Here is a 25,631-nt window from a genome sequence, read left to right as displayed (position 1 = left end):
CGATGATGCGCGATTGCGTCACGCCCGCAAATGCGAGGGGCGGGAGAGCGACAAACCGGTTCACGCTCACCCTGCCCCGACGCTTTCCCCATCGAGGAACAGCCGGTAGGCCGGATTCTCGGTCTCGTCGGTGGCCGGGTAGCCGAGCGCCTCGATCGCAGCGTCGAACCGCGCGCGCTCCGCGGGGGGCACAGCGATGCCCGCGAGTACGCGGCCGTAATCGGCGCCGTGGTTGCGGTAGTGGAACAGCGTGATGTCGAAATCCGGACCGAGGGCGTCGAGGAACTTCATCAGCGCGCCCGGCCGCTCCGGGAACTGGAAGCGGAACAGGCGCTCGTGCGCCACGCCCACGGCCCGGCCGCCGACCATGTAGCGGACGTGCACCTTGGCCATCTCGTTGTCACTCATGTCCAAGACGCGGTAGCCGGCCTCACGCAGGGTGGCGATGAGCGCCTGCTTCTCGCGCTTGCCGCCGGTGACGTTGATCCCGACGAAGATCTGCGCCTCCGAGCCGGCCGCGTGGCGGTAGTTGAACTCCGTGATCGCCCGGGGCCCGAGGGCGTTGATGAAGGCCCGGTAGGCGCCAGGCCGCTCCGGGATCGTGACCCCGATCAGCACCTCCCGCTGCTCGCCGATCTCGGCACGCTCGGCGATGTGGCGAAGGCGGTCGAAATTCAGGTTCGCGCCGGACGAGATGGCGATCAGCGTCCCGTCGCCGCCCTCGCGCTCGGCGTAGAGCTTGGCGCCGGCCAGACTGAGCGCCCCGGACGGCTCCGACACCGCGCGAGTATCGTCGAAGATGTCCTTGACCGCCGCGCACATGGCATCGGTGTCCACGGTGATGACCTCGTCGAGGTGCGCGCGGCAGAGCCGGAAGGTCTCCTCGCCGGCCTGCCGTACGGCGACGCCGTCGGCGAACAGGCCGACCGAGGGCAGGCTGACCCGCGTGTCGGCCGCCAGCGCCGCGGCCATGCAGGCGGCGTCCTCGGGTTCGACGCCGATCACCTTGGTGCCAGGCCGCAGGTACTTCACGAAGGTGGCGATTCCGGCGGCGAGCCCGCCGCCGCCCACGGGCACGAAGATCGCCTCGATCGGGCCGGTATGCTGCTCCAAGATCTCCTTGCCTATGGTGCCCTGGCCGGCGATCACGTCCGGATCATCGAAGGGATGCAGGAAGGTGAGGCCCTGCTCGGCTTCGAGCGCCTTGGCCTGGGCGAGCGCCTCGTCGAAGGCATCGCCGTGCAGAACCACCTCGGCCCCGCGGGCCCGGCAGGCATCGACCTTGATGGAAGGCGTAGTCCGCGGCATCACGATGACGGCCCGCGCGCCGAGCTTGGCGGCGGCCAGTGCCACGCCCTGCGCGTGGTTGCCCGCCGAGGCGCAGACTACGCCGCGGGCGATCTGGTCCGGGCTCAGACCCGACATCTTGTTGTAGGCGCCACGCAGCTTGAACGAGAAGACCGGCTGCAGGTCCTCGCGCTTCAGCAGAACCGGGCGGCCGAGCCGCTGAGTCAGGCGCGGCATGGGGTCGAGCGGGCTCTCGATCGCCACATCGTAGACGCGGGCGGTGAGGATCTTGCGGATGTAGTCCGTCACGGTTTGGCTTCTCGACCGGCGCACTGGGCTCTGCCGGCCAGATAGACCCTCCCGCCAGCGGATGCGAGCGCGTGGGACGCGATGCAGGTCAGCCCAGCCGATCGACCAGCGCCGCCACCCATACGACCAGCGCCGCCAACTGCGCCATGAACGTCCCGGCGGAGGCCAAGTCTTTCACGACGCCGATCATCGGGTGGTGCGCAGGGTGGACGTGATCGCAGAGCTTCTCGACGGCGGTGTTGAGGAACTCGGCGGCGAGCATCAGCATCAGGCTGACCAGCAGGGCGACGCGGACCCAGAGGGTTGTGCCGAGGAGGAGGGCCACCGGGACGCCGAGCGCCAGGAGCATCAATTCCTGCCGCACCGCCCGCTCGGTGCGCGCGCCGTGAAGCAGCCCGCGCCAGGAGTTCAGGAAGGCGAGGAGCAGAGCATTCATCGCAACGCGGTTTCCGGTACGGACCTGCTGATCCACTTGGCCAGAAGGGGCCCGGTGAGCAGCACCACGAACAGACGCAGCGTCTGGACGGCGAGGACGAAGGAGACGTCCGCCTTCGAGCCGACCGCGATGATCGCCACCGAATCGAGCCCGCCCGGACTCGTGGCGAGGACCGCGGTGAGGAGATCGATCGGCAGCAGCAGGGTCAGCCCCCAGCCCCAGGCCGCGCAGAGCGCGATCACCGAGAAGGTCGCCACCAGAATACCGGGCAGGGCCGTGACGGTCAGGCGCAGGGTCTCCCGGGTGAAGCGCAGGCCGACATAGATGCCGATGCAGGCATAGGCGATCTCGAGGAGCGGGACCGGCAGGGCCATGCGAACCACGCCGGTGGCGTGGAGCAGGCTGCCGAGGACCATCGGTCCGACCTGCGCGCCAGCCGGCACCCGCAGGGCGAGCGCGGCGCCGGCGCCCAGGACGGCGACCGTCAGGGTCGCCAGAAGGGAGAGGGGCCCGGTCACCTCGCCGGCTCCCGCGGCGGCGCCCGGGATGGGAGATTCCATGAGGAACCGCGCGGCCAGCGAGGCCGAGAACACGACGGCGGCGACGCGCACGTACTGCATGAAGGCGACGAGGCGCGGGTCGGCCCCGAAATCCTCGGCCATCGCAACCATGGCGGACGCGCCGCCGGGAGACGAGCCCCAGGCCGCCGTGGTCCCGGGAAGCACGCGCAGCCGCGTCAGGATCCAGCCGACGAGGCCGCTGACCGCGACGGTCACCAGCACCACGGCGACGATGAGCGGGCCGTCCTCCAGCAGCGTCTGGGCGATCTGCCCGGTCACCGCGTGCGCCACGAGGCAACCGATCGCCGCTTGCGAAGCCTGGAAGGCCGGTCGCGGCACCCGGAGCCGAGAGCCGCCGACGCCGAACGCGATCGCCGCGATCATGGGCCCGAGCAGCAGCGCAGCCGGAAACTGCGCGCGCATCAGCCCGTAGGAAACGATGGCTGCGACGGCGATAAGGGCGACCCAGAGGCCGAAGGTGCGGAGCGAGGGCAAGGGAACCGGCGAAGTATCCACCCGCTCAAGACGGTCGGGCGTAAGACCCGCGCTACACGGCAATATTGGCTCTGTCACGGCGGAGTTTCGGCACGGCGGCCCCGCATCTCCGTCAAGGCTGACAGTTTCTCGCCGGCCGAGCCCCTTACAGGATCCCATCGCCGTCGCGACAGGCGGCCGTGCCGGGCGGCGCATGCGCGCGGAAGAAGGCCGCGAGACTGGCGAGCCCCGTGCCACGGGGATCGCTGGCCCGCCAGATCAGCGCCACGGTACGGCCCAGCCCGTCAACGTCGAACGCCCGCGTCACCGTGAGGCCCGTCGGGTCCGGCCCGGACGGCACGGCCAGGGCCGGCAGCAGCGTGTATCCGGCACCGGCCGCCACCATCGACCGCAGCGTCTCAAGGCTCGTGGCGTGGCGGCCGACCGAGGAGCCGGCGCCGCACGCCGCGATGGCCTGGTCGCGCAGGCAGTTCCCTTCGTCCAGAAGCAGGAGGTCGGGTCCTGCGATCTCCGTCGCCGAGAGGGCGCCGCCGCGGGCGAGGGCGTGCTCGGACGGGCAGGCGAGCCAGAAGGGTTCGATGAAGAGGGGCGAGACCGCCAGCCCCTGCTGCGCCACAGGCAGGGACACCAGGGCGGCGTCGATGCGCCCGTCGCGCAGGCCTTCGATGATCTCGGCCGTGCGCGATTCGGACAGCGAGAGCATCAGCAGCGGGTACTGCTCGCGCAGCGGTCGCATCACCAACGGGAAGAGATACGGTCCCAGCGTCTGGATCGCCGCGAGTACGAGTCGCCCCGTCAGCGGAGCGCCGCGCCCCTCGCTGGCCAGCGCGAGGAGCCGCTGCGCCTCGGCCAGGACCACACGCGCCTGCCGCACGATGACCTGCCCCGCCTCCGTGAGCAGCACCCGGCGATTCGAGCGTTCGAACAAGGTGAGCCCGAGCGCGGTTTCCAGCTTGCGGACCTGCACGCTGAGCGTCGGCTGGCTGACGTTGGAGCGCTCCGCCGCTCGGCCGAAATGGCCTTCGTCCGCGACGGCGACGACATACTCAAGGTCGCGGAGGGATAGGCCGGCGAGGTTCATAGATCACGTCTATCAGAACCTTTGTGACGATGCATTTGCCTCGGGGTTCCACCGGGGTCATAACCACGCACCAGAACGGTTCCAGGCTGGCCCCGTTGTCACCGAGAGCCTTCGCAGAACGGAGAGACGGTACGCATGAGCGATCAACGCCCGATCCTGACCACCCGCCAGGGCCACCCGGTCCGCGACAACCAGAGCACCCGCACGGTCGGTGAGCGCGGCCCCGCGACGCTCGAGAACTACCAGTTCATCGAGAAGATCACGCATTTCGATCGCGAGCGCATCCCGGAGCGCGTCGTCCACGCCCGCGGCGCCGGCGCCCACGGCTGGTTCGAGGCTTACGGCAAGATCGGCGACGAGCCGGCCTCCAAGTACACCCGCGCCCGCGTGCTGAACGAGACTGGCGTCAAGACGCCGATGTTCGTGCGCTTCTCGACCGTCGCCGGCGCGAAGGAGAGCCCTGAAACCGAGCGTGACCCGCGCGGCTTCGCGGTCAAGTTCAAGACCGTCGACGGCAACTGGGACCTCGTGGGCAACAATCTGAAGGTCTTCTTCATCCGCGACGCGATCAAGTTCCCCGACATGATCCACGCGTTCAAGCCGGATCCGGTGACGAACCGCCAGGAGGCGTGGCGCTTCTTCGACTTCGTGGCCCAGCACCCTGAGTCGATCCACATGGTGACGCACCTGAAGTCGCCCTGGGGCATCCCGGCGAACTACCGCGAGATGGAAGGCTCGGGCGTCAACACCTACAAGCTGGTCAACGACCAGGGTGAGGCCGTGCTCTGCAAGTTTCACTGGGAGCCGAAGCAGGGCGTCCGCAACCTGACCTCGCAGCAGGCCTCCGAGATCCAGGCGAAGGATGTCGGCCACGCGACCCGCGACCTCTACGACAACATCAAGGCCGGCAATTTCCCCGAGTGGGAATTCTGCGTCCAGATCATGCCGGACGGCCCGAACGACCACCTGTCGTTCGACCCGCTGGACGACACGAAGCTGTGGCCGGTCGACCAGTTCCCGCTGCTGCCGGTGGGCCGCATGGTGCTCGACCGCGTGCCGGACAACTTCTTCGCCGAGGTCGAGCAGTCGGCCTTCGGCACCGGTGTGCTGGTCGACGGCATCGACTTTTCGGACGATAAGATGCTTCAGGGTCGGACGCTGTCCTATTCGGACACGCAGCGCTACCGCGTCGGCGCCAACTACCTGCAGCTGCCGATCAACGCGCCGCAGCCGGGCGTAAGGGTCTACTCGAACCAGCGCGACGGTCAGATGGCCTACACGGTCGACGGCACCGGCCCGAACAAGCACATCAACTACGAGCCCTCGACCCTGGCCGAGGGCCTGCGCGAGGCGCCGAAGCCCGCGAAGGACTACCACCAGCCGGTGGAGGGCCGTCTCGGCCGGTATCAAACCTCGCGTTGCGAGGACGACTACACCCAGGCCGGCGTTCGCTACCGCTCCTTCGCGGACTGGGAGCGCGACGACCTGATCGCCAACCTCGTCGCCGATATGAAGCAGTGCCCCGAGCCGATCCAGCTCCGGATGGTCTGGCACTTCTGGCACGCGGACGAGGATTACGGCCGCCGCGTCGCCGAGGGTGCCGGGATCGATCTGGAGAAGGCCAAGGCGCTGCCGCCACTGCCGGGCCGCGCCGCCCCGGGCAAGCGCCTGCAGTCCGAGACCTACTCGGACGGCTCGCAGGCGCATCGGGTCGCCGCGGAGTAGGCCTGGCGGTCTCGATCGCACTCGGAGCCCGCGCGGTCACTCGGCCGCGCGGGATTTTTGTTTGAACAGAGGGCGAGGGCTGTGATGGCGCATGTCGTGCACCACCGTCTCGGCCCGAACGCTGTCATCGGTGGCATGCGTGTCTCCTATCTGGCGCGCAGCGACGAGACGGCCGACGGGCTTGGCATCTACCGGGTCGACATGGATCCGCGCACGCCCGGCGCCGGATTGCACCGCCACGCCCGACTGACAGAGACGTTCCAGGTGGAGGCCGGCCGGCTCGCGCTTCACATCGAGGGGACGGATCACGACCTCGGCCCGGGCGAATTCGCGCTGATCCCGCCCGGCGTTTCCCACGCCTTCGCCAATCGCGGCGACCGGCCGGTGCGCTTCACGCTGAGCTTCGCGCCGGCCCTCGGCCGTGAGGGATTCTTCGAGGGGCTCGCCCGGCTGGCCGCGAACGGTCGCCTTTCGGATCAGGCCGCGATGACCGACCTGATGGCGCGCTATGATCAGGAGCCGCTGGCCGGGTTGGCCGGGTGGAGCGCGGTCGACGGCTGAGCGGAGGCATTTTGCGGCTCCGGCTCCGCCGCGCTGACCCTTCGGTCGCGGCCGGCGGCCTGACCGATCAGGATCGCCACGACGGCGATGCCGACGAACAGCGCCCCCGGTACGCCCCATCCGCCTGTGGCCTCATGGGCGAGGCCGAACACCAGCGGGCCGAGGCAGGCGCCCGTGTAGCCGATGCCCTGTGCCATGGCCGACAGGCCCGCGGCGCTCGCCGCGTCGGCGGCGCGCAGCACGATCAGGGTCAGTCCGAGGCCGAAGCATCCGCCGACCCCGAAGCCGAGCGCGCCGGCGGCCGGGATGCGCAGCGAATCCGCCCCGAAGGCGAGGACCAGGAAGGCCGCGGCGGTGAGCCCCGGGATGGCGATGATCCAGGCCCGCTGATCCCGGGCGCGGGCGGCCAGCATGGCGGTCAGCAGAGCGCCGGGGGCCTGAACCAGCGTGGTCAGCGAGGCGTAGAGCCCCGCATCCAGCGGTGTCAGGCCGCGCCCCTGGAGGAGCAGCGGCAGCCAGCCGAATAGGATGTAGGCGAGCGACGATTGCAGGCCCATGAAGCCCGTCACCCACCACGCCAGCGGGTTGCGGAGCAGTCGCCCGGCGGAGGGCGCGGCGGTCGAGACCGTCCGGCGGGCGAACGGGATCCACAGGAAGGCAGCGGCCAGCGCCGGCAGCGACCAAATCGCCAGAGCGGAGGGCCAGCCCCCGCCCAATGCGTGCTCCACCGGCACCGCCGCCCCGGCGCCCGCGGCCGCCCCGAGGCAGAGGGTCATGGTGTAGAGGCCGGTCATCAGGCCGCCGCTGGCAGCGAAATCGCGCTTCACCAGGGCCGGCAGGAGCACGTTGTCGAGCCCGATGCCGATGGCGGCCAGCGCCGTCCCGGCGAAGAGCGGCCAGAGACCGCCGAGGCCGCGCAGCGTCAGGCCGGCCGCCAGGATCGTGGATCCCGCCAGCACGGCGAGGTCAGGGCCGATTCGCCGGATCAGCGGCGCGGCCAGGGCGCAGGCAATGCCGAGGCAGAGTACCGGTAGCGTCGTGAGGATTGCGGCACCGCCGGCGCCCAAGCCGGTCCCGTCGCGGATGGTCGCCAGCAGGGGGCCGACCGTGCTCAGTGCCGGCCGCAGGTTGAACGCGACCAGCATCAGCGCGAGCCCGAGCAGGAACCGGCCCGGAGCGGTGCGATCGGGGGTCACGTGAGGCTCACGCGGGGTTCACGGTTGCCGACGCGCGATCAGGGCGCCGCCGAGGCAGGCGGCGAGCATCAGGGCGAAGGCAGCGTCGCCGATCCGGCGGTACAGGGTGCCTCCGATGATCGGGGCGGGCAGATCGGCATCGAGCCACGTTTCCTCGTCCAGTTTGGTCTGGGCGACGATCCGACCGTGCGGGTCGACCACCGCGGAGATCCCGGTATTGGCGTCGCGCACGAGGGGCAGCCCTTCCTCGACGGCGCGCAGGCGTGCCTGCGCGAGGTGCTGGCGGGGACCCGGCGTGTCGCCGAACCACGCGTCGTTGGTGACGTTCAGGATCAGGCCGGGCGCCACCGGTACGGCCTGACCGGCGGGCAGGATCGCACCGGGAAAGATCGCCTCGTAGCAGATCGTCGCCGCCACCGGTGGCAGGCCCGGAACTGTCAGGATCCGCTGGGCGGCGGCCGACCCGGCGGAGAAGCCGCCCGGGATCGCCACGAACTGGCGCAGGCCGAGCGCCCGCAGGGCGGCGTCGAGCGGCGCCGGAAGGTACTCGCCGAAGGGAACGAGGTGAACCTTGTCGTAGGTGTCGGAGATCGCACCGCCCGGGCCGATCACCATCACGGCGTTGAAGTAGCGCAGCCGCTCGCCGGGCAGCGGCTCCTCCGCGCGGGCCGCGCCGGTGATCAGGTGCTGACCCGGCTTGAGGCCGGCCGCGACCTTGGCCAAGGCGTCGGGATCGCGCTGAATCAGGAACGGGAAGGCGGATTCCGGCCAGACGATGTGGGTCGGCTCGGCCTCGCCGGCCCCTACGGGACGCTGGCTCAGCTCGATGTAGCGGTCCACGATGTCGGCCCGGTTCTCGGGCCTGAACTTGGCGTCCTGAGGCAGGTTCGGCTGCACGAGGCGCAGCCGAACGCCGGCCACGGCCGGATCGGGCGGTCCGAGGCGCGCGGCGCCGTAGAGACCCATGCCGATCAGCACGATTGCGGCCGCCGCGCTGGGACCGTACCGGCTGCGCGGGTGCGATCCGGTGGCGAGCGTCGCGGGCGCGGCGCAGATCAGGACGGCCAGGATCGTCAGGCCGTAAAGCCCGATCTCCGCGGCCCACTGCATCAGCCAGAGGTTCTGGGCGAGCGCCATCCCGAGGGTGTTCCAGGGAAAGCCCGTGAACAGGTGGCCGCGGAGCCACTCGGCGCCGCCGAGCCCGAAGGCCAGGGCGGCGATTCGCGCGGGCCCGCGCCCCCACAGGAGGCCGGCCGCCCCGAAGCCCGCCCCGTAGAATAGGCCTAGCCCGAAGGGCAGGCCGATGACGCCGAGCGGTAATGCCCAGAGGAACTCGTCCGCCTCCACGAGGAAGGCCTGTCCGAGCCACCACAGGCCGGCGGTGAGGTAGCCGAAGCCCCACGCCCAGCCGAGCAGGAAGCACGGCCAGAATCGCCGAAGGGTCGTGAGGCCGGCGGAGGCCCCGTCCTGGAGCCAGACCGCGACGGTCAGGGAAAGGATGAGGGCCGGCAGCATGCCGTAAGGCGGCATCGCCAGGGCCCCGAGCGCGCCGACGATCCAGGCCAAGCTGAGTCGGCGCCATCCGGTCAGGCGCAGGATGACCAGGACCGCACCGCGCGGGGGACCAGACGCCGGCTCCCGCGCAGATACGCCCGGCGCCGCGGAGGAGCGGGCATAGCCGTCCGCTAGTCGAGTCATGCCGCGCCCGTCACGGGTGCGGCGTCTCGGTGACCGGCGCGCTGGAGGGCGGGGGCAAGGCGAGGGGGACCACAGTGGCGATCCGCGCCGCGCCCTTGTGGAAGCGCAGGCGCTTCAGGCGCCGGGGATCGGCGTCGAGCACCTCGAACTCAAGGTCGCCCGGACCGGCGATCAGTTCGCCGCGCGACGGGACGCGCCCGGCCAATGTCACGATCATACCGCCCAGCGTGTCGATCTCCTCGGCCATCTCACCGACCGCCGCCACCAGATCGACGCCGGTCGCCTCAGAGACCTCGGCCAGCGGCGTGCGGGCATCGGCGACGAACACCTCGCCCTCGCCGTCGACGCGCTGGACATGCTTGTCCTCGGCGACGTCGTGCTCGTCCTCGATGTCGCCGACCACGACCTCGATCAGATCCTCGATCGAGATCAGGCCGTCGGTGCCGCCGTACTCGTCGATGACGAGGGCCATGTGGGTCCGCGTCGCCTGCATCCGCACCAGCAGATCGATCGCCGGCATGGAGGGCGGCACAAACAGGACCGGACGCTGGATGCGCGCGGCCGCCAGGGTCGTCGTCAGGTCGACCTTGCCGAGGTCGAGCCCGCGCGGAAGCCGGGCCGCCACCCGGCGAACCCGCGGCGCGACCGACGCATCCGCGACCCCGTCGACGCCAGGCTCCGCGGCCTTGACGGCGGCCGGGGCGCTGCGGCGGGCCGGCTCGGCCTTGGCGGCGATGTGGTCGACGAGATCGCGGATGTGGACCATGCCGCGGGGATCGTCGAGGGTCTCCCCGTAGACCGGCAGACGGGAATGGCCGGCGGTGCGGAACAGCTTGAGCAGATCGCCGAGGCTGGTATCGTTGGACACCGCGACGATGTCGGCCCGCGGGATCATCACGTCGTCGACGCGCACCTTGTGCAGGCCCAGAACGTTCTTGAGCATGATCCGCTCGAGCGGGGTAAGGCCGCTCTCGCCGGCATCCGGCTCGGCCAGCGCCTCCTCAAGGCCCTCACGCAGCGAATCGCGCGGCTTGAGGTGGAGCGCCTGGAGCAGGCGGTCGTACCAGGGCTCCCGCGTCTGGGATTCGCCCTCGGTGGAACTGGGCGCGGCCAGGGCCGCGCCGCGACTTCGATCGTTGGTCATGTCTCTCTGATCTGGGAGCGTTCGGGCGTCGTGCGCTCAGGCGTAGGGGTCCGGGATGCCGAGGGTCGCAAGGGCCGCGACCTCAAGGGCTTCCATGGCATCGGCCTCGGCCTCGCCGATCTCGTGGTCCTGACCGAGACAATGCAGGGTGCCATGGACGAGGAGGTGCGCGAGGTGATTCTGGAGCGGCTTCGACTGCTCCGCACTCTCGCGCACCAGGGTCTCGTAAGCAAGGACCACGTCGCCAAGCGGCGTCGCGGCTTCGAGATGCCTAGGCTGAGAGGCCGCCGGGAATGAGAGGACGTTGGTCGGCTTGTCCTTGCCGCGCCATGTCCGGTTCAGCTCCCGGACGGCGGCGTCGTCCGTCAGGACGATGCTGACCGCGACGGGGCCCGCCGGGTTTTCGGGGACGATGGCCAGCCCGGCCTCCACGGCGCGGATCACGAGCGATTCGAGATCCGGGATCGCGGTCTCCCAGCGCTCGTCCTCGACGGCGAGATCGATCTCATGCGGCATGATCACACCAGCGGCCGGCGCCTGGGGTTCGGATTCCGGTCGGCCTCGCTGACGCCGTGGGCAGCGCGCTCGTAGGCGGTGACGATCCGGCGGACGAGGTCGTGGCGCACCACGTCGACATCCTTGAACCGGACATGGCCGATCCCCTCGACGCCCTCCAGCACGCTGACGGCCTCGACGAGACCGGATTTTTGACCGGGCGGCAGGTCGATCTGGCTCGGATCGCCCGTGATGATCATCCGCGAGCCCTCGCCCAGGCGCGTGAGGAACATCTTCATCTGCATGGAGGTCGTGTTCTGCGCCTCGTCGAGGAGCACCACGGCATTGGTCAGGGTCCGGCCGCGCATGAAGGCCAGCGGCGCGATCTCGATCGTGCCGGTCTGCAGACCGCGGTCGACGTGGCGCGCCTCCATGAAGTCGTAGAGGGCGTCGTAGATCGGCCGCAGGTAGGGATCGACCTTCTCACGCATGTCGCCCGGCAGGAAGCCCAGCCGCTCGCCGGCCTCCACCGCGGGCCGGGACAGGATCAGCCGCTCGGCGTGGCCCTGCTCCAGCAGCGACACGGCATGACCCACGGCGAGCCAGGTCTTGCCGGTGCCGGCCGGCCCCTCGGCGAAGACCAGCTCGTTGGTGCGCAGGAGCTTGATGTACTCGTCCTGCGCCGGGTTGCGCGCCCGCACGGCTCCGCGCTTCCGGGTGGCGATCTGCTCGAAATGCGGCTTGTCGGCCTCGGCCGCGATGACCTCGGCCGGGAACAGGGTCGCCTGCGCGGAAGCCTCGCGGATGGCACCGTCGACGTCGCCGAGCGTCAGCGTGCTTCCGCCGGTGCGCACCCGCGCGTAGAGCTTCTGGAACACGCGCCGCGCCGTCTCCGCGGCGTCGGCCGGGCCTTTGATGACGAGATGATTGCCCAGTGCCGTCGCGGTGACGTCGAGCCGGCGCTCGATATGGGCGACATTCTGGTCGTACTGGCCGAAGACGAGGCTCGCGAGGCGGTTGTCGTCGAAGGTCAGAGGCACCTCGACCGCCTCGTCCGATCCGGGCGGCCGCGCCGCCGGGCCGCGACCTCGCAGGGCGCCGCGCGCGCCCCCACCGTCCGATGCGCTCAAGCCGTGATCCTCGCCGCCATCCCGACCGCCCACATCCTCACGCCGCCGCAGCCTCCGAAACGAGCCGCCCGAACAGGCTGTTGGCGCCGGCCTCGGTGATCCGCACCGGCACCACGTTGCCTATATGGTGAGGCGCGGCGTCGAACTGGACGGCGAGCAAGTGCGGCGTCTTGCCCGCGACCTGCCCCGGATGCCGTCCGGGCTTCTCGACCAGGACATCGAAAATCCGGCCCTCGGCCGCCCGCTGGTAGGCGTGGCGCTGGCTGTCGAGGAGCGCCTGCAGCTCCGCCAGCCGCGCCGCCATCACGGCCTCGGGCACGTGGTCCGCGCGATCCGCGGCCGGCGTGCCGGGACGGGGGCTGTACTTGAACGAGAAGGCACTTTCGAAGCCGACGTCGCGCACGATCCGCAGGGTCTCGGCGAAATCCGCGTCGGTCTCGCCGGGGAAGCCGACGATGAAGTCGGAGGACAGGGCGATGTCGGGCCGCGCCGCGCGCACCCGGTCGATCAGTTGTCGGTACTGGTCGCCGGTGTGCTTCCGGTTCATGGCGGCCAGGATCCGGTCCGAGCCCGACTGCACGGGGAGGTGCAGGTAGGGCATCAGGGCCGGCACCTCGGCATGGGCCCGGATCAGCGCGTCGTCGAAATCGTTCGGGTGGCTGGTCGTGTAGCGAATCCGCACGATCCCGGGAATCCGCGCCACCGCGCGAACCAGCTCGGCGAGGCCGACCGGCGCGTCGTCGGCACCGGCACCGTGATAGGCGTTGACGTTCTGGCCGATCAGCGTGATCTCGCGCACGCCGCCCTCGGCGAGCCGCTCCGCCTCGGCCAGCACCGCCCCGACCGACCGCGAGACTTCGGCCCCCCTCGTGTAAGGCACCACGCAGAAAGCGCAGAACTTATCGCAGCCCTCCTGCACCGTCAGGAAGGCGGAGGTCCCGAGGGTCCGGCGACGGGGCAGGTGGTCGAATTTGTCCTCGATCGGGAATTCGGTGTCGACGACGCGCCGCTCGCGGGAGCGGGCCAGGAGGTCGGGCAGGCGGTGATAGCTCTGCGGACCGACCACCACGTCGACCGCAGGTTGGCGCGCTTGAATCTCGGCGCCCTCGGCCTGGGCAACGCAGCCGGCCACGACGATGCGGGTGTCGAGGCCCTGCGCCTTCCGCTCGCCCTTCAGGACTCGCAGGCGACCGAGTTCCGAATAGACCTTCTCGGCGGCCTTCTCGCGGATGTGGCAGGTGTTGAGGATCACCACATCGGCATCCTCGACCGAGTCGGTCGCCCCATAGCCCTCAGCGCCGAGGACGTCGGCCATGCGGGCCGCGTCGTAGGCGTTCATTTGGCAACCGTAGGATTTGACGAAAGCCTTCTTCAACGCGTGCCGTCCCGAACCAATCCGCTCACGTTCTCGCGCCCGCCCGTGGGAAGGGGCTGGCGGGGGCCTGTAGCACGGATCGTGCGGCCCGTCGCGGCGCCAAAACACGACCGGCCGCCCGAAGGCGGCCGGTGCAGGTGCGGTGCGGAGGCTTCCGCCGCCGGCCTCAGTGCGCGGCCGGGGCCGCGGCGGGCAGGTCGATGACCATGTGCTGGAAGAACGGCACGTAGGCCTGCAGCATCACGAACAAGCCGACGAGGCAGGCGAGCGCGATCGAGTGCCAGAACACGAAGCGGAGGATCTTGCCTTCCTGGCCGAAATAGCCGGTGGCCGTGGAGGCGACGACGATCGACTGGGCGTCGATCATCTTGCCCATCACGCCGCCCGACGAGTTCGCCGCCGCCATCAGCACGCCGGAGAGGCCGAGCTGCTCGGAGGTGATCCGCTGCAAGCCGCCGAACAGCACGTTCGAGGCCGTGTCCGATCCGGTGAGGGCGACGCCCAGCCAACCGAGCAGCGTCCCGAAGAACGGGTAGAGGATGCCGGTGCCGGCGAAGGCGAGGCCGAGGGTGGCATCGACGCCCGCGTAGCGGGTGAGGACGCCGAGCGCGAGCATCGCCGAGATCGTGATCAGCGAGTAGCGCAGGGCCCAGATGGTCTCGAAGTAGGCCGTCACGAGGCGCAGCGGCGAGAACCGCATGATCAGGCCGGAGATGATCGCGGCGATCAGCACGCCCGTGCCCGTGTAGGACATGTAGGTGAACAGGAAGACGGCGCCCTCGGGTACGGGCTTGGCCACCACCGGCGGCACCTTCATGATCACGTTGTGCAGGCCCGGCACCTCGTACTTCCAGGTGAAGAGCGGGTTGACGATGCCCTTGAACCAGCCGGTTCCCCAGACCGCGACGATCACCGAGAGGACGATCCACGGCACCCAGGCCATCAGGATCTCGCCCTGCGAGGCGGTACGGGCGCCGACATGGACCGGAGGCGGCATGTCGGGCACCCCGGCGCCGAGCGCCACCGGGCGCGGACCGGCGACGGCCAGCGACGGATCGTGCCCGCGCAGAGCCGGCGACGACCAGATCTCCTTGGGCTGCCAGATCTTCAGGAACAGCACGAGGGCCAGCATCGAGACGAGCGAGGCGCCGATGTCGACGATCCACGGGTTCACGTAGTTGGAGATCAGGAACTGCGCGACCGCGAATGAGGCGCCGCAGACCAGGATCGGCGGCCACACCCGGATCATGCCGCGGAAGCCCGCGAACACCCAGATCAGCCAGAACGGCACGATCAGAGAGAACAGCGGCAGCTGCCGGCCGATCATCGCACCGAGGATCTCCGGCGGATAGCCGGTCACCGAGGCCAGGCCCTGGATCGGCGCGCCGAGCGCTCCGAAGGCGACGGGGGCGGTGTTGGCGATCAGCGACAGGCCAGAGGCCGCGAGCGGCGAGAAGCCGAGGCCGATCAGGATCGCGCCGGTCACCGCGACCGGCGTGCCGAAGCCGCCCGCGCCCTCGAAGAAGGCGCCGAACGCGAAGGCCACTAGGAGGAGTTGCAACCGACGGTCGGCCGTGATGCCGGCCACCGACTGCTGCAGGATCGCGAACCAGCCCTTCTCTACCGTCAGCCGGTAGAGGAAGATGACATTGAGGATGATCCAGCCGATCGGGAAGAAGCCCGTGACCATGCCGAGGATGGCGGCGCGGGTGGCGAGGTCGGTCGGCATGCCGAAGCCGACGATGGCCACCAGCAAGGCGAGGCCGAGGGCGATGACGGCCGCGATATGGGCTTTCACGCGCCCGCTGGCGATCATGGCGAGCAGTGCGATGACCGGCACTGAGGCGGCGAGCGTCGAGAGCCACGGGCTCCCGAACGGATCGTAAACCTGATTCCAGGTTTGCACCGGGCGTCCTCCACAAATCCCGACTGTTACGGGTTGCGGCCTAGCTACCAGAGAGGTTCAGCCCGCTCAATGCGCTGCATCATGTATTCTCGCGGTCTCTTCTATGGATCATTTTCCGATGAAGATCTGATCGTTCGGGTGCCGGGTGCGTCCCCTTGCCCGTGCTCAGACCGCCGCGATCTCAGGGCCGTGCAGGCCCAGGCCGGCTGGTTCGGCCGGGGCCTCCTCCCCGGGCTCATCCCCGCCGCGTCCGGTGCGTAGAATCTGCAGGGTGCGGCGGACCTCGGCCTCTGCGGCGGCCGTGGCAGCCTTGCGGTCGGTGCTGGCCTCGAAGACGATCGGCGCACCCCAGACCACGTGCACGTCGACCGGCCCTTCCTGCACGAAGGCGGCGAGGTGCGGGGCCAGCTCCGTGTCCCCGAACCAGGCGATCTCGGCGCGCTCGGCCCGCGTCGCCGGCAGGCCGTTGCGCCGGGGATAGGCGATGGCCAGCGGCTGCAGGCGAATCCGGCCGCGCCCGGCCTCGGCCTGCAGGGCGGCCCGCGCGGCGCCGACCAGGGAGGAGCGGAACGGCAAGAGCCGCGTGCCATCGCCAGTCGTGCCCTCGGCGAACAACACCACCAGCTCGCCCTCGGCAAGGCGATGCCCCATCGCGGTGCTCACCGCGGCTGTCGCCCCGCGCCGCTGCCGGTCGATGTAGAGCGTGCGCTGCAGTCCCGCGAGGGTGCTGATCACCGGCCAGCCGGCGATCTCCGACTTCGCCACGAAGGACAGCGGTCGCAGGGAACCGATCGCGATGATGTCCAGCCAGGACACGTGGTTGGCGAGTACGAGGGCCGCCTCGCCGAAGGCGGGCGGCGTGCCGCTCTGCGTCACCCGCACCGAGAACAGGCGCAGGAACACCCGATGGAACAGGACCGGGGCGAGGCTCGCGCGGCGGCCGAGGAGCCGCAGGGCAATCCAGTGCGGCGGACCCAGGATCGCCAAGGCGAGGGCGAGGGCCGCGACGCGCCAAGCGATGCCGAAGCGGCTCACGGCGCTACAGGTCGGCGCTCATCGTCAGCGCGGTCGCCCGGCTGCCGTCGGCCTTGAGGTAATAGCCGGTGCGCGCGCCCACCTGCCGGAAGCCGTGGCGGGCGTAGAGCTTGAGGGCCGGAGCATTGCCCTCATCGACCTCCAGGTGCACCCGGGCGATCCCGGCGAGGGCGAGGCTCGACAGGTGCTCCCGCAGGAGCTTGCGGCTATGGCCGCCGCCCCGGAGCGCAGGGGACAGCACCACGGTCAGGATCTCGGCCTCGTCCGCGGCCCGGCGCGAGAGCACGAAACCCTGAAGCGTGCCGGCCCGCCACAGGGCGTGCGCCTGCATCGAGCGCTCGCACAGCATCCGCTCGAACTCGTGCGCGTCCCAGGGCCGCGCGAAGGCGGTGGCGTGGAGGCGGGCGAGGGCAGGGGCCTGCGATGCGTCGGTCAGGGGCGCGACGTAGGGCTCGGGCGTGAGGGCATCCCACCACGCGAACCACCAGTCGAAGGGCCAGAACGGGATCGGCCGCGTCATCGCCGGGCAATCCGCGCATGGTCCTGGGGCCGCGCATCGGGGCCGCGCAGGTAGAGGGGTCGCGGCAGGGCCTGGGCCGGATCGGCGAGCAGACCGAGGGACGCGACGGAGGCGATGTCCGGTCCGGCCACGCCTGCGACGCGGGCTTCGACACCGCGCTCGGCCAGCGCCGCCGCCAGCAACGGCGCCCCGGAGCCGGTCAACACGATGGGCCCGCTCCCCAGATGGTCGGCGGCGTCCGCGATGGCCAGATGGGCGGGCGCGAGGCCTTCGCCGGAACCGAGGGCCTGCGCGTAGACCGCTCCGTGCCGGGCGTCGATCGCCGCGGCGATCGTGCCTTCGACGGTGTCGGCCAGAAGGGGCGCCAGCAGCGCCGAGAGCGTGCCGACACCGACCACCGGCTTGCCCGTGGCGAGCCCGATGGCGCGGGCGGCCGACAGGCCCACCCGCAGGCCCGTATAGCTCCCCGGCCCCACCGTGACGGCGACGCGGTCGATGGCGTCGAAGCCGCCCTCGACCCGAGCGATCACCCGCTCGATCAGCGGCAGCAGGGACTCGGCATGTCCCCGCGCCATAGGCAGCGACTCGTCGGAGATCGGCGCCTCGTCATCCTCCGCAAGGACGCAGGCGGCGCAGGTGTCCAGCGCTGTGTCGATGGCAAGGATACGCACGACCACTCCCGCAAGCCGGTCCGGACCGGCCGTCGCCTCCTGAACGTCCCCGGAGGACGCGAAGAGTCTTGAGCGTTAAAGCAATTCGACCGGCTCGTCAGCGGCGGGGCGGCCGGGGCAGGCTCATCAGCGGTGGAGTGTTGCCGGCTTGCGCCGGTTATCCCCTGCGACTCGACCGCGTTCAGCCCGCGCTCATTCCGCACGCACGGCGTCGAGGAAGCGGTGCACCTCGTCGCTCAGCCGGTCGGATGGATTGCCGTGACAGCGCGGAGGCAAAGGCCAGCACCTGGGTCCCGCGGCGCCGGCGCCTTCCTCGTGAGAATTGCCGTGCGCGAACAGGCCCATGCGGATCTCCGGAATGGATGCACCACGAAGGTGGCGCCAAAACTTTCCGTCAAGCCGCAAGCCTGAAGATCCCGCCGGTAACGACCGGCGACAAGATCGGTGAACACGCCATCCCGGAACTGAGCTTCGGCTGGGTCCGATCCGGTATCGAGGCTTCTTCGATCGGAAATCGCAGATTCACGCCTGATTGATTGATACGTGACAAAAATCGAGGGCGTTGCTGGGCCATCCTTCCTGATGACGGGCGCCAGCATCCTGCCACCCGGGGACCGCGCCCCCGGGGTCGATCCGGTGATCCTGTACCGGCGCTCAGATAGCCTGGACTTCCCGGACTTCCGGCAGGAAATGCCGGAACAGGTTCTGCACGCCGTGCCGCAGCGTCGCCGTGGAGGAGGGGCAGCCCGAGCAGGCGCCCTTCATCTCCAGGTAGACCACGCCTTCCTTGTAGCCGCGGAAGGTGATGTCGCCGCCGTCGCCCGCGACCGCCGGGCGCACCCGCGTCTCGAGCAGGTCCTTGATGGTTACCACGGTGTCGTGGTCAGCCTCGTCGTAGAACTCGTCGCCCGGCTCTATGTCGTCGTCGGCCCCCTCGGCCATGACCGGCGCACCGGACTGGAAATGCTCCATGATGGCGCCGAGCACGGCCGGCTTCACCTGGGCCCACTCGGAGCCGTCCTCGGCCTTCGTCACCGAGATGAAGTCGTGCCCGAAATAGACGCCGGAAACGCCCGGGACGGCGAACAGCGCGGAGGCGAGGGGCGAGCGGCCGGCAGCCTCGGCGTCGCGGGCCTCGAAGGTGGATTCGGGCAGCACCACGCGTCCGGGCAGGAACTTCAGGGTCGCCGGGTTCGGCGTGGCTTCGGTCTGGATGAACATGCTGGGCAACTCCGCTGCGCCGGTTCAAGGCCGGCCGGGACAGGCGCCGCGCGGCGCCGCCTTCCATGTGGACCGGCAACCGGATTTTCTCAACCTGGGCTCAGTCCGCGCAGAGGGGGGCGGAGTAGACATTCGGCGGCGGGCGCGACAGGACGGGCGTGACCGAGGTGGAGGAGCCGGACGTGACTGCGGACGAGACGCTCGCGCCGAACCTGTTGAACGACCTGCGCGAGACCCAGGCCAAGCTTGAGGAGGCCCGTGCCGAGGCGGCCTCACTGAGGGTGTTGCTGGCTCTGCGGACGCATCAGCACGACAGCGCGTGGCGGGAGGAGCGGCGCCTCGCGGCTGAGCGCGATGACGCGCGGGCACAGGCGGCGGCCCAGGCCGCCGGGCGCGACGCAGCCGGCCCCGGCCCGGCGGCCGCGGAGGCCGTGGCGGTCGCCGAAGAGCGCGCCGAGGCCGTCCGCACCGTGCTGGGCGCCGTGCTGGCGAGCATCGGCCAGCGCGCCCTGGACCGGAAGCGCTTCCAGGATCTCATCGCCCGTGCCGGCCGCGCGGTGCCGGACCACGGCCCGGCATCGGCGCGGCACGCGGTGCTGCTGACCGAGGCGCGCCGGGTGCTGGGCATCCCGCAATAGGCACGGCGGGCGACGCCGGCGGCCGCAGGACAGGCGTCCGCGCAGCACGCCGACGAGGTTAACCGACCCTTAACCCTGTCCTCTGATCCTCTCAGCCGGGACGGACAGGAGATCGACCGCATGCAGATCAGCGAGCAGCACGTGCGCGAATGCGCCTATTACATCTGGGAGAACGAGGGCCGCAGGCACGGCCAGGCCGCGGCCCACTGGCTCCGCGCGGAAGCCGAGCTGCGCGCCAACGCCATCCTGGCAGCCGGCGAGACCGTCAAGGCCCCTGCGAAGGCTGCGGCCCCGAAGACCGTTAAGCCCGCCGCCAAGCCCGTCGCCAAGCCTGAAGGCAAGGTCGCGGCGACTGCGCCGACCGCCGCCAAGGCTGCCACTAAGCCCGCGGCCAAGGTCGCCGCCAAGGTTGCCGCCAAGCCGGCCGCACCGAAGCCCGCCCGGGCGTCGAAGGCGGCCGTGACCGCCGGCCTCGCCGCCAAGGCGAAGCCGGCCCGTACGCCGACCGCGATGCACTGACGCGCAGCCCTGCAGGCGCACCCACGCCGCCGGAAAAAATCCGGCATGCCGCCAGAAGCCCGCCCCCACCCGGGGGAGGGCTTCTGGCGTTTTCGGACCCTGACGGTCCCCTCGGAACACATCACGGCGGAACAGCGCGGTCGCCGCCCGGTTGACCGCCGTGGCGCGGGCGTCCCGCGCCGAGGCGAGGCAGGGATGCGCGCGGCAATCTTCGACATCGACGGCACGCTGCTTGACAGCGTCGACCTCCATGCCCGCGCCTGGGTCGAGGCCTTCGCGCATTTCGGCGTCGAGACCGATCAGGCCGATGTCCGGCGGCAGATCGGCAAGGGCGGCGACGAGCTGATGCCGGTTTTCCTCCCGGAGGCGCGCGTCGAGCGCGAGGGCGAGGCAATCGAGGCCTACCGCTCGGACCTGTTCAAGCGGACCTACCTGCCCGAGGTGCGACCGTTCCCGGGCGTGCGCCCACTGTTCGAGCGCCTGCGGGCGGCCGGCCTCAAGATCGCACTCGCTTCGTCGGGCAAGCGCCAGGAGGTCGAGCACTACACCGGGATCCTGAAGATCGGCGACCTCATCGACGTGGCGACCAGCTCGGACGATGCGGACCGCTCGAAGCCGCATCCCGACATCTTCGAGGCGGCGCTCAAGAAGCTCCACCAGGGGTCGCACGACGTCATCCACGCGATCGGCGACACGCCCTACGACGCCGAGGCCGCCGGGCGGGCGGGGCTGCCCACGATCGGCTTCCTGTGCGGCGGCTTTCCAGAATCCGATCTCTCCGCTGCCGGCTGCGTCGCGATCTACCGCGATCCGCAGGACCTCCTCGACGGATTCGACCGTTCGCTTCTGGCGGAGACGCGAGGCTGAGAGGGGACGTCACGGTCGCGCGCCCCACGCCACGATCCACAGGTTTCCGCCCGTCTGTTGCAGCGCGGTGACTCGTCTGGATGCCGGCTACGTAAATTCGAGAAAGGGGCTGGTGCAGCACGATTGAAAGGCGTAGCGAGCCGGCCGCCAATCTGGATCTCTTCGAAGGACGCGCGCCTCGTATGCCCCAGACCCACCAAGCCGGCCCGGCACCGCGCTTCATCCCGGACGTCAAATCCCTGTCGGACCAGATCGCCGAAGCGATCGGCAGCCGGACGACCCCGCTCAGCCAGCTCCTGCGCTTGATGTCGGCGCTGGAGGCCGAGGGTGGCGACGAAGCGCTTCGCCTTCAGTTGCGGACCCGCATCGGCGCACCGCTCGACGCCTGACGCGGACACCCGTCTCAGCGCCGCCGATGACGATGGCCGCGCCGTCGTCCCGGATTTTTCCCCGCCTGGGTGTTGGCTTGGCCCAGGCGGCTCATGCAGGCGAAATAGATCTGGCGTCCGATCTGCTCCAGCTCCAGACCGTGCGGATTGGGCGTCGAGAAGACCTTGGCGCGGGCCTCCAGGCGGCAGGCCGCATCCTCTGGACTTCGTATCGGAGGCTCGGCCCGCACGGGATCGGAAGCGAACGCGAAACCGATCAACGAGCCGGACACTATCGATACGGCGATTCTCGCCTTCGCCCCGATATGCGCCATTCTGAAGTGCGATCCCCGCTGATCGAACTGCAGACATAGCGCGTCTTTGCTTCCGGTGAAGCTTGGTCAAACTGCTGGTTGCACAGTCATTCGGGCGTCGGGGCCGGTGTCAGGGCACGATCCAGCGGCATCGGCCGCCCCCCGCGACGGTCATGCACTCGTACGGGGCTCCGCCGATCATAGCCCGCTGCTCCACGGTGCCGACTTGGCTCCGCGGGATCCGGCGACACTCGGCTTCGGAAGCGGCCGGCTGCCCCGAACCGGCCGCAGCGTCGATCCGGCGCGCCGCGATCAGTGTCTCGCAGGCCGTCACGGTCGCGGAATCCTGAGCAAGGCTGAAACTCGCCCATGTCACGGCGGGCATGAGTGCCAGAGCGAATCGGAAGCGCATCGCGTCCTCGTGAGCGGACCGCGCAGGGGTCTTCCGTCTGTCCTGCGCCGCGGCCGTCAACGCCGGAAGCCATATTCGGGTTGCCGACACGGTGAAACGCCCAAACACGAAAACGCCCGCCTTGCGGGCGGGCGTCTATCGATACTCAAGTGTCGCGGCTCGCGCTCAGCGCTTGTTGGCCTTCGCCTTTCGGGCGGCGTAGCGCGCGTCGCGCTGGGCCTTCTTGGCGACGAGCTCGGCGGACTTGCGCTCCTGCGCCGCCGCGAGTTCGGCGGCTTCCCGGGCGATCTGCGCGGCGAGTTCGGCCTCTTCCCGCTGGCGCTTCTCCTCCGCAGCCTTGCGCTCGCCAGCGATCCGCGCAGCCTCGCGTTCACGGGTACGCTCCTCGCGTGCCTTGGCAACGTCGGCGCGAGCCTTGGCCTTGGCGATCACCTCCGGATCGTCCGCCGGCGGTCGGGCCTTGAACTTGGCCAACAATGCGGCCTTGGCATTCTGTGAGTTCTGGCGTCGGTCGTCGAAATTCCTGTAGTCGAATGCGCTCATCTGACCTTTCTCAGTTGCAAGCGTGAAGCGTTTCGGGGGGACACCCGTCTGTTTCGATCAACGCGCGGTTCCGAAGCCGTCCCCTGTGCCTCGGAACCGCACCGATCCATCGGCGCTGCCGATGGTCCGACCCGAGCGCTCGGCCTGCGCCGGAGCGCTCGGGTCGGACCACGTCTGTAATTTCGGAAAGCCCTTAACCAGAGCTCCATCCCATATGCAATCGCCGCCTGAGGCGCAGACTGCCGACGCGGCGACAAACGTCATCATCTCTGTAAGAGTTTCATCGACCGATGCCGAAAAACCGCAAGCCGACGGTCGCACACGAGTTCAAACGCTCAAAGAGTGGCGCGTGGAGATCCGGCTCGCGACCGCACTGGAGATAGGGCGCCCCCGCGACTGGGGCAAGGTCGACGCGGCGGCGCAGGGCAGGAAGAAGTAGGAAGATGCCGGATCAGCCCTGTTCGGGCTAGTGTCGATGCCGTCTTCCGTGTTTGACGCACTGATCTTCATCGGCCGGCTCTTCGCATTCGACAATGCAGACCTGCATTTTTCTCATTGGCTTGCTTGGGCCACCTCGGGCGCGCGCCGTTTATGGACGCCGCCTTCGCGGCATCGCTCCGTCCGGCGTCATCAAAGCGGGATGGTACCGCCTAGCGTCACCGCACGGGTCGAAATTGCACAGCGAATAGGCAGACGCGGCGCGCGCCCGTCTGCGCTCCTGGCTCGGCCACACTGTGCTTCTTCGATGGGCAGTTTTGACACGGGCTCCTGAGAGATGCGCCAGACGTGCCTTCGCCCACGACTGCCGAGCTAACCGGGCATTTCACGCCGTCTCCTCAGAAGACCGGAGATGAGACCGGACCCGAGCGCCGTCGATGCCCCTGCTCGGAGCATCGGGGATGTGGATCGGAGCTCCGCACTGCGGTGTCGCGTCGACAGGGTGACGCAACACGATGGATGGAGATCTGCGGCGCGGACCGGAGGATCGCGCGTCGCTTCGAGATGGAACGTGCGACAGTGTTTGACGCGAGGCATCCATAAGGCAGGCGGCATGGGCCCTGCTTCGGCTTCGATGCCCATCCACAAGCTTGGCGGCTGAGAGATCGTGATGCCAGAGACCTCATCCTTCGATCCCGAAGCGTACGCGGCCGCGGCGTCGGCCCTGCTGGCGCTGGAGCTTGATCCGGCCTGGGTCCCGACGATCGCGGCGAACCTGCGCGTCTTGGCCGCGGCTGCTGAGTTGGTGAGCGGGTTTCCGCTTCCCGACGAACTCGATGCCGCGCCGAGATTCGAAGCGTGAGTGCGCCTCTCGATGCCGCGTCGATCGCTGCGGCGGTCGCGGAGGGACGTGCCAGCGCCCGAACCGTCGTTCTGGACGCCCTCGAACGGATCCGACGGATCGACGGTCGCGTGAACGCGTTCACCGACGTGCTCGCCGAGCGCGCGCTCGCGCGGGCTGACCGTCTCGACGCCGCCATCCGCGAGGGCGTCCGGATCGGTCCGCTCGCCGGCGTGCCCTTCGCGGTGAAGAACCTGATCGACATCGCGGGCCTGCCCACCCGCGCCGGCGCGAAGATCAACCGGGATCGGCCGGCGGCCGAACGGGACGGCGCGCTGATCCGGCGTCTGGAGGCGGCGGGTGCGATCCTGGTCGGCGGCCTCAACATGGGCGAGTACGCCTATGACTTCACCGGCGAGAATGTCCACGACGGCGACGCCCGCAATCCGCACGCTCTCGGTCACATGACCGGAGGCTCCTCCAGCGGCTCCGCCGCGGCCATCGCCGCTGGACTGGTGCCGCTGACGCTCGGCTCGGACACCAACGGCTCGATCCGCGTGCCGGCCGCCTTCTGCGGATGCTTCGGACTGAAGCCGACCTACGGACGTCTGAGCCGTGCGGGCAGCTTCCCCTTCGTCGGAAGCCTCGACCATCTCGGCCCCCTGGCCCGGAGCGTCACAGATCTGGCGCTCGCCTACGATGCCCTGCAGGGACCCGATCCGGACGACCCGGTGGCGACGACCCGGCCGCCGGACCCCGTCACACCGGCGCTCGAAACGGGGATCGACGGCCTGCGGATCGCGGTGGCGGGCGACTACTTCGCCCGCGGCGGCGACCCGGAGGTCTTCGCAGCGGTTGCGCGCGCGGCCGAAGCGCTGGGGGCGCGAAGCACCGTCATGTTGCCGGAGGCGCAGCGTGCCCGCGCCGCCGCCTACCTGATCACCGCGGCGGAGGGCGCCACTCTCCATCTCGACCGCCTGCGCGCGCGGCCGAAGGATTTCGACCCAGCGGTGCGGGACCGCCTGATCGCCGGGGCGATGCTTCCGGCGGCGCATGTGGAACGGGCGCAGCGGTTCCGCCGCTGGTACCGGGCGCGGGTGCTTGAGCTGTTCGACTCCGTCGACGTCATCCTGGCCCCGGCCACGCCTTGCCGGGCGCCGAAGGGTGGCCAGACGCACTTTGTCCTCGACGGTGTGAGCCTGCCGGTGCGGCCCAATATCGGCGTGTTCACGCAGCCGATCTCGTTCATCGGCCTGCCCGTGGCCGCCGCGCCGGTCTGGCTCGACGACGGATTGCCGCTGGGCGTACAGGTCATCGCCGCCCCCTGGCGCGAGGAAATTGCGCTGCGGGTGGCGCGCCATCTCGAACGGACCGGCGTCTGCGCGGCGCCGGTCGCGGAGCTTGCCTGATGATCATCGACGATCCCGCCGTGAAAGCCGAGGTGGAGGCCGCGTTCCGGGCCTACGAGATTGCCCTGACCACGAACGACGTGCCGACCCTGGAGGCGCTGTTCCGGGACGATCCGCTGACCATCCGGTACGGCATCGGCGAGAACCTCTACGGCATGGACGCGATCCGCGCCTTCCGCCGGGCGCGCTCCCCGGTGGGTCTGGAGCGGACGCTGGCGCAGACGCAGATCACCGCCTACGGGCGCGACTTCGCCACCGCCATGACGCTGTTCACCCGGGCCAGCGGCCCCGGCAAGATCGGCCGCCAGAGCCAGACCTGGGTGCGCTTCCCGGAGGGCTGGCGGGTGGTCGCGGCCCATGTGAGCCTGATCGACGCCGCGTAGGGACAACCGGCCTGCGCCCCCACGGCGGGGCGTGTGGCCGCGAGCTTGCATACG

Annotated in this window: 29 protein-coding genes; 10 read left to right on the top strand and 19 right to left on the bottom strand. The window is 70.0% G+C overall.

The window, feature by feature from the left end:
- Nucleotides 1–66 precede the first annotated feature (66 nt).
- The 4 genes from ilvA to MMSR116_RS27415 form a co-directional block, all read right to left on the bottom strand.
- Entirely contained in the window at nucleotides 67–1,698 is a 1,632-nt protein-coding gene (gene ilvA, locus MMSR116_RS27430) for a threonine ammonia-lyase, biosynthetic (protein ID WP_432419921.1), read from the bottom strand.
- On the bottom strand, nucleotides 1,685–2,032 hold the full coding sequence (locus tag MMSR116_RS27425; RefSeq protein ID WP_010684076.1) for a diacylglycerol kinase: 348 nt from the start codon (nucleotides 2,030–2,032) through the stop codon (nucleotides 1,685–1,687). The genes ilvA and MMSR116_RS27425 overlap by 14 nt, the downstream gene beginning before the upstream one ends.
- On the bottom strand, nucleotides 2,029–3,087 hold the full coding sequence (locus MMSR116_RS27420; RefSeq protein ID WP_039893275.1) for an AbrB family transcriptional regulator: 1,059 nt from the start codon (nucleotides 3,085–3,087) through the stop codon (nucleotides 2,029–2,031). Before MMSR116_RS27420 ends, MMSR116_RS27425 begins: the two co-directional genes overlap by 4 nt.
- A gap of 145 nt (nucleotides 3,088–3,232) precedes the next feature.
- Nucleotides 3,233–4,168, bottom strand: a complete 936-nt coding sequence (locus MMSR116_RS27415; protein WP_010684074.1) for a LysR substrate-binding domain-containing protein — start codon at nucleotides 4,166–4,168, stop codon at nucleotides 3,233–3,235.
- 135 nt (nucleotides 4,169–4,303) lie between these two features.
- Here MMSR116_RS27415 and MMSR116_RS27410 point away from each other — a divergent pair, with 135 nt between their 5' ends.
- Nucleotides 4,304–5,893, top strand: a complete 1,590-nt coding sequence (locus tag MMSR116_RS27410) for a catalase (protein WP_010684073.1) — start codon at nucleotides 4,304–4,306, stop codon at nucleotides 5,891–5,893.
- Between the two features lie 84 nt (nucleotides 5,894–5,977).
- Entirely contained in the window at nucleotides 5,978–6,454 is a 477-nt protein-coding gene (locus tag MMSR116_RS27405; protein ID WP_010684072.1) for a cupin domain-containing protein, read from the top strand.
- Here the strand turns inward: MMSR116_RS27405 and MMSR116_RS27400 are convergent.
- From MMSR116_RS27400 to MMSR116_RS27350, 11 genes are all read right to left on the bottom strand, one after another.
- Complete coding sequence (locus MMSR116_RS27400) at nucleotides 6,406–7,650, bottom strand: MFS transporter (protein ID WP_010684071.1); 1,245 nt, start codon at nucleotides 7,648–7,650, stop codon at nucleotides 6,406–6,408. The genes MMSR116_RS27405 and MMSR116_RS27400 overlap by 49 nt on opposite strands.
- 18 nt (nucleotides 7,651–7,668) lie before the next feature.
- Entirely contained in the window at nucleotides 7,669–9,348 is a 1,680-nt protein-coding gene (lnt, locus tag MMSR116_RS27395) for an apolipoprotein N-acyltransferase (RefSeq protein WP_010684070.1), read from the bottom strand.
- A 10-nt stretch (nucleotides 9,349–9,358) separates the two neighbouring features.
- Nucleotides 9,359–10,492 (bottom strand): hemolysin family protein, encoded by a 1,134-nt coding sequence (locus MMSR116_RS27390; protein ID WP_010684069.1) that lies wholly within the window; start codon nucleotides 10,490–10,492, stop codon nucleotides 9,359–9,361.
- 36 nt (nucleotides 10,493–10,528) lie between these two features.
- Nucleotides 10,529–11,008 carry an rRNA maturation RNase YbeY gene (gene ybeY, locus MMSR116_RS27385; protein WP_010684068.1) on the bottom strand — a complete coding sequence of 160 codons (480 nt, stop codon included), beginning with the start codon at nucleotides 11,006–11,008 and terminating at the stop codon, nucleotides 10,529–10,531.
- Between the two features lie 2 nt (nucleotides 11,009–11,010).
- Nucleotides 11,011–12,117 carry a PhoH family protein gene (locus MMSR116_RS27380; RefSeq protein ID WP_039893271.1) on the bottom strand — a complete coding sequence of 369 codons (1,107 nt, stop codon included), beginning with the start codon at nucleotides 12,115–12,117 and terminating at the stop codon, nucleotides 11,011–11,013.
- 37 nt (nucleotides 12,118–12,154) lie between these two features.
- Nucleotides 12,155–13,492 carry a tRNA (N6-isopentenyl adenosine(37)-C2)-methylthiotransferase MiaB gene (gene miaB, locus MMSR116_RS27375; RefSeq protein WP_039893270.1) on the bottom strand — a complete coding sequence of 446 codons (1,338 nt, stop codon included), beginning with the start codon at nucleotides 13,490–13,492 and terminating at the stop codon, nucleotides 12,155–12,157.
- 166 nt (nucleotides 13,493–13,658) lie between these two features.
- On the bottom strand, nucleotides 13,659–15,398 hold the full coding sequence (locus MMSR116_RS27370) for an L-lactate permease (protein ID WP_010684065.1): 1,740 nt from the start codon (nucleotides 15,396–15,398) through the stop codon (nucleotides 13,659–13,661).
- Between the two features lie 165 nt (nucleotides 15,399–15,563).
- On the bottom strand, nucleotides 15,564–16,433 hold the full coding sequence (locus MMSR116_RS27365; protein WP_010684064.1) for a lysophospholipid acyltransferase family protein: 870 nt from the start codon (nucleotides 16,431–16,433) through the stop codon (nucleotides 15,564–15,566).
- 4 nt (nucleotides 16,434–16,437) lie between these two features.
- Nucleotides 16,438–16,953, bottom strand: a complete 516-nt coding sequence (locus MMSR116_RS27360) for a GNAT family N-acetyltransferase (RefSeq protein WP_010684063.1) — start codon at nucleotides 16,951–16,953, stop codon at nucleotides 16,438–16,440.
- Entirely contained in the window at nucleotides 16,950–17,624 is a 675-nt protein-coding gene (gene tsaB, locus MMSR116_RS27355; RefSeq protein WP_039893508.1) for a tRNA (adenosine(37)-N6)-threonylcarbamoyltransferase complex dimerization subunit type 1 TsaB, read from the bottom strand. The genes MMSR116_RS27360 and tsaB overlap by 4 nt, the downstream gene beginning before the upstream one ends.
- A 192-nt stretch (nucleotides 17,625–17,816) precedes the next feature.
- On the bottom strand, nucleotides 17,817–17,969 hold the full coding sequence (locus MMSR116_RS27350; protein ID WP_010684061.1) for a hypothetical protein: 153 nt from the start codon (nucleotides 17,967–17,969) through the stop codon (nucleotides 17,817–17,819).
- A 17-nt stretch (nucleotides 17,970–17,986) separates the two neighbouring features.
- Between MMSR116_RS27350 and MMSR116_RS27345 the strand changes: the two genes are divergently transcribed.
- A complete protein-coding gene (locus tag MMSR116_RS27345; protein ID WP_010684060.1) occupies nucleotides 17,987–18,160 on the top strand; it encodes a hypothetical protein in 174 nt (57 codons plus the stop codon).
- Between the two features lie 118 nt (nucleotides 18,161–18,278).
- Here MMSR116_RS27345 and MMSR116_RS27340 read toward each other — a convergent pair whose 3' ends face one another.
- Nucleotides 18,279–18,845 carry a NifU family protein gene (locus MMSR116_RS27340; protein WP_010684059.1) on the bottom strand — a complete coding sequence of 189 codons (567 nt, stop codon included), beginning with the start codon at nucleotides 18,843–18,845 and terminating at the stop codon, nucleotides 18,279–18,281.
- 158 nt (nucleotides 18,846–19,003) lie between these two features.
- Here MMSR116_RS27340 and MMSR116_RS27335 point away from each other — a divergent pair, with 158 nt between their 5' ends.
- From MMSR116_RS27335 to MMSR116_RS27320, 4 genes are all read left to right on the top strand, one after another.
- Nucleotides 19,004–19,483, top strand: coding sequence for an atp-dependent helicase (locus tag MMSR116_RS27335; protein ID WP_083920229.1), 480 nt, complete (start codon nucleotides 19,004–19,006; stop codon nucleotides 19,481–19,483).
- A 120-nt stretch (nucleotides 19,484–19,603) separates the two neighbouring features.
- Nucleotides 19,604–20,002, top strand: coding sequence for a DUF2934 domain-containing protein (locus tag MMSR116_RS27330; protein ID WP_010684057.1), 399 nt, complete (start codon nucleotides 19,604–19,606; stop codon nucleotides 20,000–20,002).
- Between the two features lie 195 nt (nucleotides 20,003–20,197).
- Complete coding sequence (locus MMSR116_RS27325) at nucleotides 20,198–20,869, top strand: HAD family hydrolase (RefSeq protein WP_010684056.1); 672 nt, start codon at nucleotides 20,198–20,200, stop codon at nucleotides 20,867–20,869.
- Nucleotides 20,870–21,051: 182 nt separating this feature from the next.
- Nucleotides 21,052–21,258, top strand: coding sequence for a hypothetical protein (locus MMSR116_RS27320; protein ID WP_010684055.1), 207 nt, complete (start codon nucleotides 21,052–21,054; stop codon nucleotides 21,256–21,258).
- Between the two features lie 14 nt (nucleotides 21,259–21,272).
- Here MMSR116_RS27320 and MMSR116_RS27315 read toward each other — a convergent pair whose 3' ends face one another.
- From MMSR116_RS27315 to MMSR116_RS27305, 3 genes are all read right to left on the bottom strand, one after another.
- Complete coding sequence (locus MMSR116_RS27315) at nucleotides 21,273–21,572, bottom strand: hypothetical protein (RefSeq protein ID WP_010684054.1); 300 nt, start codon at nucleotides 21,570–21,572, stop codon at nucleotides 21,273–21,275.
- Between the two features lie 109 nt (nucleotides 21,573–21,681).
- The gene (locus tag MMSR116_RS27310) at nucleotides 21,682–21,963 is read right to left on the bottom strand and encodes a hypothetical protein (RefSeq protein WP_039893267.1); all 282 of its coding nucleotides are present in this window, start codon (nucleotides 21,961–21,963) and stop codon (nucleotides 21,682–21,684) included.
- 165 nt (nucleotides 21,964–22,128) lie between these two features.
- The gene (locus MMSR116_RS27305; protein WP_010684053.1) at nucleotides 22,129–22,506 is read right to left on the bottom strand and encodes a DUF6481 family protein; all 378 of its coding nucleotides are present in this window, start codon (nucleotides 22,504–22,506) and stop codon (nucleotides 22,129–22,131) included.
- A 1,108-nt stretch (nucleotides 22,507–23,614) separates the two neighbouring features.
- On the opposite strand from MMSR116_RS27305, the gene MMSR116_RS27300 reads away from it, so the two are divergent.
- Genes MMSR116_RS27300 through hpxZ form a run of 3 tightly spaced genes read left to right on the top strand, consistent with a single transcriptional unit; the run spans nucleotide 23,615 to nucleotide 25,577 of the window.
- Nucleotides 23,615–23,806 (top strand): DUF4089 domain-containing protein, encoded by a 192-nt coding sequence (locus tag MMSR116_RS27300; RefSeq protein WP_010684051.1) that lies wholly within the window; start codon nucleotides 23,615–23,617, stop codon nucleotides 23,804–23,806.
- Nucleotides 23,803–25,194, top strand: a complete 1,392-nt coding sequence (locus MMSR116_RS27295; protein ID WP_010684050.1) for an AtzE family amidohydrolase — start codon at nucleotides 23,803–23,805, stop codon at nucleotides 25,192–25,194. Before MMSR116_RS27300 ends, MMSR116_RS27295 begins: the two co-directional genes overlap by 4 nt.
- Nucleotides 25,194–25,577 (top strand): oxalurate catabolism protein HpxZ, encoded by a 384-nt coding sequence (gene hpxZ, locus MMSR116_RS27290; RefSeq protein WP_010684049.1) that lies wholly within the window; start codon nucleotides 25,194–25,196, stop codon nucleotides 25,575–25,577. Before MMSR116_RS27295 ends, hpxZ begins: the two co-directional genes overlap by 1 nt.
- Nucleotides 25,578–25,631 lie beyond the last annotated feature (54 nt).

The sequence above is a fragment of the Methylobacterium mesophilicum SR1.6/6 genome (genome assembly GCF_000364445.2).
Lineage (GTDB): Bacteria > Pseudomonadota > Alphaproteobacteria > Rhizobiales > Beijerinckiaceae > Methylobacterium > Methylobacterium mesophilicum_A.
This window is presented reverse-complemented; position numbering and strand designations above follow the sequence as displayed.

Bases quoted from the DNA above. Each gene is read 5' to 3' on its own strand.
- MMSR116_RS27350 (WP_010684061.1), bottom strand. From the start codon at position 17,969: ATGGGCCTGTTCGCGCACGGCAATTCTCACGAGGAAGGCGCCGGCGCC.
- MMSR116_RS27390 (WP_010684069.1), bottom strand. From the start codon at position 10,492: ATGACCAACGATCGAAGTCGCGGCGCGGCCCTGGCCGCGCCCAGTTCC.
- MMSR116_RS27360 (WP_010684063.1), bottom strand. From the start codon at position 16,953: ATGACGCGGCCGATCCCGTTCTGGCCCTTCGACTGGTGGTTCGCGTGG.
- MMSR116_RS27325 (WP_010684056.1), top strand. From the start codon at position 20,198: ATGCGCGCGGCAATCTTCGACATCGACGGCACGCTGCTTGACAGCGTC.
- MMSR116_RS27315 (WP_010684054.1), bottom strand. From the start codon at position 21,572: ATGGCGCATATCGGGGCGAAGGCGAGAATCGCCGTATCGATAGTGTCC.
- lnt (WP_010684070.1), bottom strand. From the start codon at position 9,348: ATGACTCGACTAGCGGACGGCTATGCCCGCTCCTCCGCGGCGCCGGGC.
- MMSR116_RS27300 (WP_010684051.1), top strand. From the start codon at position 23,615: ATGCCAGAGACCTCATCCTTCGATCCCGAAGCGTACGCGGCCGCGGCG.
- MMSR116_RS27305 (WP_010684053.1), bottom strand. From the start codon at position 22,506: ATGAGCGCATTCGACTACAGGAATTTCGACGACCGACGCCAGAACTCA.
- MMSR116_RS27310 (WP_039893267.1), bottom strand. From the start codon at position 21,963: ATGCGCTTCCGATTCGCTCTGGCACTCATGCCCGCCGTGACATGGGCG.
- MMSR116_RS27320 (WP_010684055.1), top strand. From the start codon at position 21,052: ATGCCCCAGACCCACCAAGCCGGCCCGGCACCGCGCTTCATCCCGGAC.
- MMSR116_RS27410 (WP_010684073.1), top strand. From the start codon at position 4,304: ATGAGCGATCAACGCCCGATCCTGACCACCCGCCAGGGCCACCCGGTC.
- MMSR116_RS27415 (WP_010684074.1), bottom strand. From the start codon at position 4,168: ATGAACCTCGCCGGCCTATCCCTCCGCGACCTTGAGTATGTCGTCGCC.
- hpxZ (WP_010684049.1), top strand. From the start codon at position 25,194: ATGATCATCGACGATCCCGCCGTGAAAGCCGAGGTGGAGGCCGCGTTC.
- MMSR116_RS27340 (WP_010684059.1), bottom strand. From the start codon at position 18,845: ATGTTCATCCAGACCGAAGCCACGCCGAACCCGGCGACCCTGAAGTTC.
- MMSR116_RS27405 (WP_010684072.1), top strand. From the start codon at position 5,978: ATGGCGCATGTCGTGCACCACCGTCTCGGCCCGAACGCTGTCATCGGT.
- MMSR116_RS27345 (WP_010684060.1), top strand. From the start codon at position 17,987: ATGCACCACGAAGGTGGCGCCAAAACTTTCCGTCAAGCCGCAAGCCTG.
- MMSR116_RS27330 (WP_010684057.1), top strand. From the start codon at position 19,604: ATGCAGATCAGCGAGCAGCACGTGCGCGAATGCGCCTATTACATCTGG.
- ybeY (WP_010684068.1), bottom strand. From the start codon at position 11,008: ATGCCGCATGAGATCGATCTCGCCGTCGAGGACGAGCGCTGGGAGACC.
- MMSR116_RS27425 (WP_010684076.1), bottom strand. From the start codon at position 2,032: ATGAATGCTCTGCTCCTCGCCTTCCTGAACTCCTGGCGCGGGCTGCTT.